General features: G+C 58.9%; 5 protein-coding genes and 6 pseudogenes. 4 read left to right on the top strand and 7 right to left on the bottom strand.

The window, feature by feature from the left end:
• Window positions 1–665 (top strand): annotated as a pseudogene (locus EOA86_RS09250) (transposase); the annotation flags it as partial.
• Window positions 666–925: 260 nt separating this feature from the next.
• Here EOA86_RS09250 and EOA86_RS09245 read toward each other — a convergent pair.
• Together EOA86_RS09245 and EOA86_RS09240 are read right to left on the bottom strand one after the other, a co-directional pair.
• On the bottom strand, window positions 926–1,927 hold the full coding sequence (locus tag EOA86_RS09245) for an ATP-grasp domain-containing protein (protein WP_091597960.1): 1,002 nt from the start codon (window positions 1,925–1,927) through the stop codon (window positions 926–928).
• A gap of 81 nt (window positions 1,928–2,008) precedes the next feature.
• Window positions 2,009–2,749 (bottom strand): condensation domain-containing protein, encoded by a 741-nt coding sequence (locus tag EOA86_RS09240; protein ID WP_091597964.1) that lies wholly within the window; start codon window positions 2,747–2,749, stop codon window positions 2,009–2,011.
• A gap of 374 nt (window positions 2,750–3,123) precedes the next feature.
• Between EOA86_RS09240 and EOA86_RS09235 the strand changes: the two are divergent.
• The 3 genes and pseudogenes from EOA86_RS09235 to EOA86_RS09225 all read left to right on the top strand — a co-directional run.
• Window positions 3,124–3,222 (top strand): annotated as a pseudogene (locus tag EOA86_RS09235) (transposase); the annotation flags it as partial.
• A gap of 786 nt (window positions 3,223–4,008) precedes the next feature.
• Window positions 4,009–4,833 (top strand): class I SAM-dependent methyltransferase, encoded by an 825-nt coding sequence (locus EOA86_RS09230; RefSeq protein ID WP_245497199.1) that lies wholly within the window; start codon window positions 4,009–4,011, stop codon window positions 4,831–4,833.
• A gap of 232 nt (window positions 4,834–5,065) precedes the next feature.
• Window positions 5,066–5,176 (top strand): annotated as a pseudogene (locus tag EOA86_RS09225) (ATP-binding protein); the annotation flags it as partial.
• An 87-nt stretch (window positions 5,177–5,263) separates the two neighbouring features.
• Here the strand turns inward: EOA86_RS09225 and EOA86_RS09220 are convergent.
• From EOA86_RS09220 to EOA86_RS40090, 5 genes and pseudogenes are all read right to left on the bottom strand, one after another.
• Window positions 5,264–5,536, bottom strand: coding sequence for a transposase (locus tag EOA86_RS09220; protein ID WP_164891645.1), 273 nt, complete (start codon window positions 5,534–5,536; stop codon window positions 5,264–5,266).
• Between the two features lie 460 nt (window positions 5,537–5,996).
• The gene (locus EOA86_RS09215; protein WP_091597969.1) at window positions 5,997–7,232 is read right to left on the bottom strand and encodes an acetyl-CoA carboxylase biotin carboxylase subunit family protein; all 1,236 of its coding nucleotides are present in this window, start codon (window positions 7,230–7,232) and stop codon (window positions 5,997–5,999) included.
• 230 nt (window positions 7,233–7,462) lie between these two features.
• A pseudogene (locus EOA86_RS09210) lies at window positions 7,463–8,185 on the bottom strand (ATP-binding protein).
• A 15-nt stretch (window positions 8,186–8,200) separates the two neighbouring features.
• Window positions 8,201–9,446, bottom strand: a pseudogene (locus tag EOA86_RS40095) (IS21 family transposase); the annotation flags it as partial.
• Window positions 9,447–9,723: 277 nt separating this feature from the next.
• Window positions 9,724–9,885 (bottom strand): annotated as a pseudogene (locus tag EOA86_RS40090) (IS110 family transposase); the annotation flags it as partial.

Below are 9,885 nucleotides of genomic sequence, written 5' to 3'. Positions count from 1 at the left end.
AGTCGCCGAACCGACAATCACAAGCCGATCTCGGCCAAGGCCCTGGCCGAGGAGTTTGACGCCGAGACCTGGCGCACGATCGCCTGGCGCGAAGGAACCAACACCGAGCTCAATTCCCGCTTCGCCGCCGTGCGCTTGCGGCCGGCATCCAGGGACTACAATCGGCCCGAGGCTCACGCCCAAGAGTGGCTCCTGATCGAGTGGCCTGAAGGCGAGGTCGAGCCGAGCAATATTGGCTCTCCACCTTGCCGGCCGACGCTACGGTCACCCAGTTGGTCGGCGCCGCCAAGCTGCGTTGGCGGATCGAGCGAGACTATCAGGAACTCAAGCAGGAACTGGGACTGGGCCACTCCGAAGGCCGAGGGTGGCGGGGCTTCCACCACCACGCCAGCCTCTGTATCGCCGCCTATGGCTTCCTGGTCTCTCTGCGGGAGACGATTCCCCCCTCAACTCCAACTCGCGCCCAGGGCCGCCAAACACTTGGTCTTCCCGGCGGTAATCGACCCCGCGGATCCTCCAATCCGACCAGAGCGGCACGTCCCGACCTCGATCCCGACCATCAGGCGACGCCTGACCGTGGCCCTGGCCAACCGTCTGCAACGATGTCCGTGCTGCACAAGGGCCATGGACAGTCCGCGTCAGGCTCGCAATTTATGACGCAGTAGTACTAGTCGCGCGGGAAGTGGCCGCCACTTGCGCCGAGAATACTTAAGGCAAAGGGGCATCGCCTCACATCTCACATCGAGATGCGCGACGGCGGAAGCTGCAACGCCTCGCAACTCAAATGGCCGACCTCTTTTCGCGATCAAGATCAGAGCTCTTCGGCGATCGTCTGCGCGTCGAGGGCCTCGGGAGCGGCACGAAGAAGTCTTACCTAGCGCCTGCGCAGACCTCACCTCACCGTCTCGTCGAATCCGTCGCGTATTCAGCTAGGAATGCCGATGCCGAAGTGCCTCGTGTGGGCTACATCGAGGATGCGATTGACCAAACTAGAGTAGCTGTGTCCTCTAGCCATCCAGGCTATGACAAACCCGGAACTCATGCTGAGCCCCGGCATAGAGTTGATCTCTAGGACAAAGGGCTGGCCGCAATGGTCGACCCGGAGGTCGACGCGAGCGTAGTCCCGGCACTGGCAGGCCCGGTAGGTCGCCACCGAAATCTCCCGCAGCATAGCCGCAAGGCTGCTCCCGATTTGCGCCGGGCAAATCTTCGGTGGCGCCGCGATCGCTGTGTACTTCGCGTCCCAAGTCATAAGACGCATTTCGCGGTCCCCGAAGTCCTGCTCCACCAGCGGCAACACCTCGGGCTCTCCGTTTCCCAGCAAAGCGACATGAATTTCTCGCCCGTCGATGTATTCTTCCACGAGTGCGTCCTGCGCATAACGCGCAACGATTACTTCCACGGCATGCCTCAACTGAGCAGGTTCATGTACGAGCTGTAATCCGATGCTGCACTCTGCGTGACGTGGCTTCACTACCACAGGGAATCGCAGGTCGCAGGTACCCTCGGTTCCGCGACGCATCACGCGAAAGTTGGGGGTGGGCACGCCGCAATCGCGGATGAGTCTCTTGGTGATGACCTTGTCGTGCGTCAGCCCGATCGCTAGCGGGCCACATCCAGTGTATGGTATACTGGCCATCTCAAGCATGGCGGGAACGTGGGTGTAACGGAACTCGCCCTGAATTTCCTCCGCCCTATTGAAGACGAATCCTGAAGGGCGGCCTCGCGAATCGACTGGCATGAATCGCTCGAGCTTAGTGAGCAGTCCTAAATCGCATTCACACAGGAGTGTCTCGTGACCGCCCTCTTGCAGGGCTGCCGCCACCCTTTCATCTGTCGGGCTGGGGCCGTATTCCTCGGGACGCGCCTGGCCAAACTGATTGGTCACCTCCGTAGGCTTATAGTTCCACACGATGGCTACCCGCATGAGCTACTCCTTTGTTTTTGCCCGCTGTCAGTTCATTTGATCCGAATTTAGTTGGCTGATCGATAGGGCCAGATGGTCTACCTACGCGCGTCGCGGTACCGCCAGGCGGGGGCCGTCGCGGAAATCGCGGTATTGTTGACATGCTGCGCCAACACAGTTCCGAAACTCGGGAAGAGGTCCAGCGGCCAGGCAGGCGCACGATGAACAAAGCTCCCACGGCGCTGACAGGCCGCGTGGTCCGTACACTGCACCGGCAATCGCGTTTAGCCGTTCCGCGCGGCCCTCCCGGGCCGTGGCGTAGAGCTCGCGTGCCGCGAGGCGTTGTGATCGAGCGTCCCAGATCATGTGGTGCATGATCAACACCACATGATCGTCCCAGGCCAGGCATACCAGCCGTCCAGGGATCAGCGGCCCGGCTTCCATCTCGAACGCCGCGCGCGCTTCATGGCGCATCAGAGCAGTGGCTGTCGTCTCCACATCCGCTGCCGGCGTCCGATCGTCTCGTTTCAGCGGCCGGCCGGCGTCCACTAGCCCGAACAGCTGAAACTGGTGGCCGTCCTCCACTCCGAAGGCGGTGGGCATGACCTCAGGACGCGCCACCAAGCCGCCCAAGGCCGACTGTAGGGCCGCCTCGTCCAGATAGCTGCGAAACCTGAGCCTCATCCGGTTGTAACAGCCCTCGCTGCCGCCCATCAGACGTGAAGGGAGCCAAACCCGCTGCTGGCGGGATGACAGCGGCACCCAGCACCGCAAATCTTCAATCGTCGGCACCGGACTCCAGAGTGCAAGGTCCATCGCATGGATTGTTCGAGCAAGTTTCATTTACCCCTGGCCCGCCAGCCTCGAGACCACTATGGCAAGACTGATCTTACCCGTGCCGCACGCAATTTCCGTGCCACGGAAGCAAGAGGGTAAACAATGTGTTTGGCGCCAGCAACGGCGGAAAACTTGAGCCTCCGTGTGTCAGGTTCCGAACACTGAAGTCTTCAACCAAAGACCGTTCAGCACAACATCAGGGTCCTTAAACGCGACGGTCGCCCCCCGTGCCAAACTCGAAGGTCTGATCGTTGATGGTATTCTTTTTGGCAATCTGATTCACAGCGCGCGGCATCGGTTCATCCTAAAGTCATGCAGCGCTCCATGCTATCCTCTTGGTCGAGGAGCTCAGACATCCTCGAGGTTGCCAAACTACAGGTTTGATGGCGGGCCTCCCAGGCATCGGACCGGTCATCACGTTGGCCATCATTGCCGAAGCCAGCGATCGTGGCCGTTTCGCTCATCATCGCCAGTTTCTTCCGTGATCGGCGATTTCAGCGGGGAGTGTCTGGCCACGGTCGCCGACAACTCGATCTCGGGTGTGTCGTCCGGGAACTCGACATCATCGCCAAGCCTCGCGGCTACCCGTGCCTGATGGTGTCGGATAACCTCCTAAGAGCCGCGAAAGGAAAAGGGGGAGACGCTCAAAATCTCCGACGATTGTCAAGTTGCCGGGTTGAACCAGGCGGCTTCCCCAGGTCCTCAAGCACAGGGCACGCACCTGGTGGCCGATCTCTCCTTGGACGAGGAGATGCTGCAGGACGTCATTCGCCGAAAACTGTGAGGCCTGATCGCAAACGCGAGCTGGTGGCAGTGACGTGACGATTAGAGACGCGAAACCTTCGAACCCCTTTCGCTCTTTCAATAGTGGAGGTCCGACAAGATTGTGATAAAGCAAACTCGCCGAATTGGAGGCGAAAAGCGGACATAGGACTAACACCTATCTCGAGTTGGCACGCCTCTTGCTTCTGCATTTGGTGCGTTCGCCCAGCAACGAAGCCGTTCGATGTCCGCATCGACGATTTCGCTTGAGAGTTGCCCACACGAAGGAACAGGCTCTATGCAGGAGACATTATCGAGAGGGTTGGGCATGCTCTTGACGGAGAAAGTTCGGGGCTACTCAATATGCGCGCTCAATTCTATAGCGACGCTTTTTGCTCAGTTGGCGACCACGGGCGCACCTCGGCAACTGATAGACATCCGCCAAGCTCCTGTGCTTGCGCGAAGCACGTCGCGGGTCAGCTGGAAACTACGCGTATTCGGTAATGGGCAACACAAATCAGTTTTCGAACCGTCACGATATGAGAAAAGTCAAGAAATGGCTAAAACTAGCGTCAGGAGAATCGAACGTGTCTGATGAGTTAACTTATGGCGAAATTTACGCTCCGATCTATGAAGAATACACCAATCTGCAAGGCAAAATCGCAGAGGTGAACGACACGGTCGCCTTTCTAGAGGGATATTGCAGCGGGGGCAGTGCTCTTGAACTGGGTATAGGCGACGGGCGAGTGGCGGTGCCGTTGAGCGAGCGCGGGGTCAAAGTCGAAGGTATCGACAATTCGTGCAGCATGTTGAAACTTCTCGCCAAGCGCACCGATCTAATCACGGCTTGGGAGGGGGATATCGCCCATTTTAGATCAGAGCAGCGCTATGATGCGGTGTATTGCGTTTATTTCACGTTCACCCTGCTCTCCACGCGCGAAGCGCAAATAGCTTGCCTCCGATCTGCCGCGGAGGCGCTAGATCATGAGGGGGTTTTGGTGATAGAATTGGGGGTCCCAGGCTTAGATCCTCTCGTCGGCGGCCAACAAACTGCAAAGGCGCGGCTAGTGGATCATGAGAATACGATCCTCAATGTGGCTGTCCATGATCCACTAAACCAGAATTTGGTTTCAACTCTTCTCTGGTTTTCCGATACGTCGGTTAGACGTTTGCCGCAACGCGTTCGTTACGTTTATCACCAGGAACTGGATACCATGGCCGAATGCGTGGGGCTGGAGCTAGGGGAGCGGTGGGGAGATTGGGCGAGAGGTGCGTTCAGCGAACGATCCGAGCGCCATATATCGGTATACCGCCGAAGCAGCCCGTAGTGATAGCGGAACTGGAGAGTGGAAATGCAGAAGGAAGTTCAGCCGCGAAGTCAGCTTGAGGCAGTGAGGCTGGTAAAGGAACGGGGTGTGCCAGTCGGCTAGACCGCCCGCGAAAAGCGGACTGGTGGCCGATGGTCTAGCTCGACGGTTTTGAAGCCCCTCGCGCGAGCTGGGGGACTGTCAGGAATCGTATGCGTGAGGCTTGTCACTGTCGTTGGCTGACGAACCTTTCGCCGACGCCATCCTGGATCGCCTCGTTCACAACGCCTATCGCATCGATCTCACCGGTGAAAGCATGCGAAAACAGCGCCCGCCAATCGTACCAGAAAACACCGAAGCTTGACCCGAAACAAAACCCAACCCAAACATCAACGAGACCCAGGATCAGTCCGAAAAATGGCCGGCTTCAAATCGGAATCGGTGGCCGGCTTCATCGGAATACGCAGGCTTCGAAGGCATCGAGCGCGGCCAGGCCGGCTTCGGCGGCCTTGGCCCGGTATTTCGCCCGCACGCCGGCACGACAGGTTGCGGTCCTTCCATGACACGAACTCCAATAATGGCGGATGAGGTGCACAATGCAGGTCTGCACAAGCGGGAACACGGCGGTCATCGTTACTGGAAAGCCTTTTTGGCCGCAACCACGGCGTCGGCAACAGCTCGGTTTTTCAACTGGTTCGCAACGCTCGTTGCCGCCGTTGGGCAAGATACTGAGCGCGATGTAGCTCGCCTTGTTGCGGACGAAGCCCTCGTTGCGAACCTCGACCCGGGTGGCGTTCCAAGAAGACTAAAGGGAAGCAGGGTCCAATGGCAGAACCCAGGCGCACCAGGTATGGCAGGTTCGGCTCCCTTATCCAGCCGCTTGTGGTGATCCTCTACATGGACGGACGGCTCTCCCCATGTGGCTTTCGACAGCCACCTTTGGCACACTGCGGTGCCGGGAGCGGAGGCTGTCCACCACATTAAGTCAAAGGTTCTCCTGAAGTTTGATCTTAGCAACTTCAGCTTCGGACGCTCTGAACGTTTATCAAGTCACCCGTCTCACATCTATCTGGACCTGCCCACTCCGCCAGTTATCGAGTGCACAAATATCCTACTACGGTCACTTCTCGGCGGTTGCCCCCTCCGCCGGTGCGGACAAGGTTGGGGCCGCTGATTGCCCTTGTTCACCCAATTGCCGGAAACGGTGAGATCGAAAAACTAATCATGTTGACGGCGCGCTCGAGTATTTCCTGGGTCTGAGCAAGAGCGGGTGAAACGGCAATGACATGCCCTACGCGATCACGGTAGTCGCCTTTTAAGGCGATCAGCGTCTTGGGTTTAACATACAACTCGACCTCGGCAACACCCGGCACAGCAACCGCATGACGGTCGCCAGTGATCCAATCGAGGGTGCCATCGCGATCAGGAACCAGGAATCGTGCGCCCGCAGCATGGGAACACCTTTTGTGCAAATCCCAGTCCTCGCCGATGACAAGCTTGATGTGCTCGGTTACTAAATCGACACCGTAAGCCAGTTGAACCAGGCGGGGATTGGGGCCGCCCGCAAGACGAGGATTGACTTCGATCACGACTGGGCCACGCTTTGTCAGCCGGAATTCAATGTTGGTTGGCCCCCAGCCAAGGTCGAGTGCTCTCAAACAGCTCAGCGAAACATCGGCGATACGTTTATAGACCTCATCATTCAGCGGGGCCGGATGCGTGTACTCATGAAAGACGAAATGCGGCGGGGGGCCAAATTTCCCAGCAGCAATCCCAATGACTTCATCGCCCATTAGGTCAACCGCATAGTGTGGACCGTCCGCGAATTCTTCGACCAGTGTCCTCGGCGAGGACCTCCGCAGGTGTTGGTTCGCGCGCAACAGATATTTCGCATGTCCGGCCAAGTCGTCGACGCTGTGGCACAAACGGACTCCAATGCTGCCGCTGCCTAAGATTGGTTTGAGAACCACCGGCAACCCGATGTCCACGGCAGCGCTTTCAATCTCCACCGAATTGGCTGCCAAGCGATAATCAGGGATTGGAATGCCGGCCTGCGCGAGGATCTGACGTTGGATGAATTTGTTGCAGCACCGTTCAACGGACGCAGGATTCGGTCCCGGTAAATTGAAGCTCTGGCAAAGCTTACCTACTGTTGCATAGATCGACTCATCGTCACCCGCAAAGCCGGTAACGCCAGCAATGTCATAGCTCGCACCTAGCCGCGAACATTCCTGGATCAGCGCATCGAGATCGTCTGTGTCGACGCGGATTGCCTCACTCCCTTCCGCCGCGAGATAGTCGTACTGAGCTGGGCTAGCCGACAGTGTAATTGGATGAAGACCAAGGCTCCGGGCTGCTTTCACGTATAGAAAGCCAATACGTGTATGGCCCTCAACCAGGATTAGCGCTCTTTGTGCCATGGGCTGTTCTCTCTTTCAAATGAAGGTGAACCGGTTTTTCAGATAGAATCGGCTTCTTTCTTGCCTGAACTGAGGTCTTGCACTGACGGTACCATTGTCAGCCATTTGCGTTTGCAAAGGTTCTGTGAATTTATTTTCTGCTCTGCGGTACCTTCGGTGCCCGGCTGTCTGAAACGGATGAGCGGCCGCTTCGACCGACCTGTTCATTGATTCAGGTGTTTGCGGCTGCGTCAAGAGCATGGGCGCGGGGCTTGTTTTCGCATGCTTTCTACGGTGAGTTGAAGGCGATGAGCGTTTTGAACTAAGCGATCTAGGATCGCATCACCGAGCGTGGGATCGCCGATAATGTGGTGCCAGTGTTACAGGGATTTTGGCTTTTGACGATTGTGGATGCGCGGCCGTGGCGATCATCGAGGATCAAGAGGTCGCTGCGCTCGGCCGAGCGCCATCAGGCTCCAGCCGTCAATGATGAGGAGTTGAACGCGCCCGAGCGTCTCGAGCACGCGGCCATAGCCTCCGTCGCCGCCCGCCAGCGCGAGCGCCTCGAAGAGACGCGGGACGCGATGATAGAGTACTGATCATTGTCGCGGCAGGCTTTGTGGCCAAGGGCGCAGGCAAGCCAACCCTTCCGGGCCGGTTGCGCCCGTGAACGACAAGTTCTCGTAGCTGTCCATCCAGTCGCCGCCGTCGAGTCTGGCGAAGACGGCGCGGTCGATACCGCGCGGCATGCGCAAATCGACATCTTTTAGGCATGCGCTCTGGCGCAGCGCGGGGAATTTGTGACCCGTCTTGATCTTTTTGGTGTCGCGCTCGGCGGCTTCGCGATCGACACGAAGCCCGATTCGCTCCTCGAACGACAGGGCATCGAGATCCGGTGATCGTCGCTGCTCTCGAAGGCTTTTGCCCGTCAAGCCGAGTGCGATCAGCCGTTCATGAGTGGGATGGGCGAGCATTGAGAACTCCATGGTTCAGTGGAAATAGCCCTGACCGCGGATGGTTGCCGTGGCGCGCAGGGATTGGTGGTCGGGCGTCTCGTCGAGGAAAGCGCGTTCAGGCCGTTCTTGAGGATCGAGCGGATCGAGGCGACGGAGCGCGCCTGGATAAGGATGCTGCTTGGCAGGCTGCATCAACGCGCTTGTTGCCGTAGCTTTTGGTCAGCGCCAGGATGCCGAGACAGGTGCGAAAGCCCTGTTCGGGATGCAGCCGGTCAGCGATGACGGCATGGAAGACGGCGGCGGTGGCAGGACCGATCTTTCGCCGGCCGCGATCAGTCCCCGGCGTCCACTCGCTGTTAGCGGCGATGCGCGCTCGGCATGTGATTGGTAAGGGCCGTATGGCGGCGCCGGTTGAGCGCTCGGGCGTTGGCTGGCGATCCGCTGCCCCATGTGGAAGATCTCGACGGTCTTGTCGGCGATACGCCGAGCTCGCGGATGAGGCAGTAGGGCGTGGAATACCAGTGGCCCTCGACCTTCGCGTGACAGTCGGGCGACGCGGCAATGCTTCCAGCGCGCAAACACGTATGGCTGATCCGGCAGTTCTCCCAGCTTCGGCCTGTCGATCTCCCGGCCAAGAGTTCGGCGCGGCTGGAGCCGAAGCCGCGCATCCGGCGGGGGTTGAGTTCGGGGACGAGCAGCGGATGGCGGCGTCCAGCCCGGCCAGGGAAAAGAAGCGCTGGTTGCGCAGCCGCGCCAAGACCCAGCGCTGGGCAATTTGCACGGCGACCTCGACTTTGCCTTATGTTTGGGGAGTCTCGGCCTGGTTGCGAGAACTGCGGTGCTGTAATGGCTCGCCATCTCCGCATTGCTCCGGTGAGACCTGGGGCGTAGCGGCGGGGTTGGTGACGGCGGCCTTGAGATACGCAGACCACGAACTTCGGCACGCCATCTAGAAACCGGATCAGGTTGATATGAAGGCCGATCCAGTCGGGCAGGCTCTCGCTCGGGCACGCCTCGGCGTAGATATAATTAGACGCGCCTAGCGCTGCGACGAACAGCTTCATGGGACGCGCTTCGCCGGTGACGGGTTCGAAGATGTCGCTGGTGTCGCCGGCGAAATCGACTAAAATCTTCTCGCCGCCCAAGTGCGTCTGGCGCATCGTCGGGCGCGCGGGCCTTACCAAGCCTCGAGGGTCGTACAAGTGTAGCCAAACCCTGTAGCAGCACCCATTACGCTGCGGCGGCGCAACTTCCTCTCCACATAGCTCCAATCGGGCACCGAGTTTTGTGCGTCAAGTTCTTGTGTGGATGCCAGCCATTTTGCAAGGAAGAACCTGAAGCATTGGACGTGTGATCGAGTGCGGTTTTGCGGCCGTTCCATGTGCCGCGGGCCGGTATGGTGATGCGCGGATCAGGTCCAAATCAGCAAAGCGAGCTTGCGTGGGCTCTCAACTTGACTCTGGTTTTCCTGACCCCGATCTGATCGATCATTTGCCCATGCAGTTCACGCCTTCCTCACATCTCCGACGTCCCGGTCTCAGGTGCGTTGTTGCAAATCACGCAGGCAACGTCGCCGGATTCCGGTAGTCCTCCTGTTTCGTCAGCATGGCCCAGATGCCACGCGCCATCTTGTTGGCCAGCGCGATTGCCACCAGCATGCGCGGTTTCTTCAACATCAAGCGGGCAAGCCAGGAACCGTCGGGCGCGCGCCTCCGAGA

Source organism: Mesorhizobium sp. M5C.F.Ca.IN.020.32.2.1, from assembly GCF_004023105.1.
GTDB classification, from domain to species: domain Bacteria; phylum Pseudomonadota; class Alphaproteobacteria; order Rhizobiales; family Rhizobiaceae; genus Mesorhizobium; species Mesorhizobium wenxiniae.
Note: the sequence above shows the minus strand (reverse complement) of the source record. Positions and strands in the feature narration are given on the sequence as shown.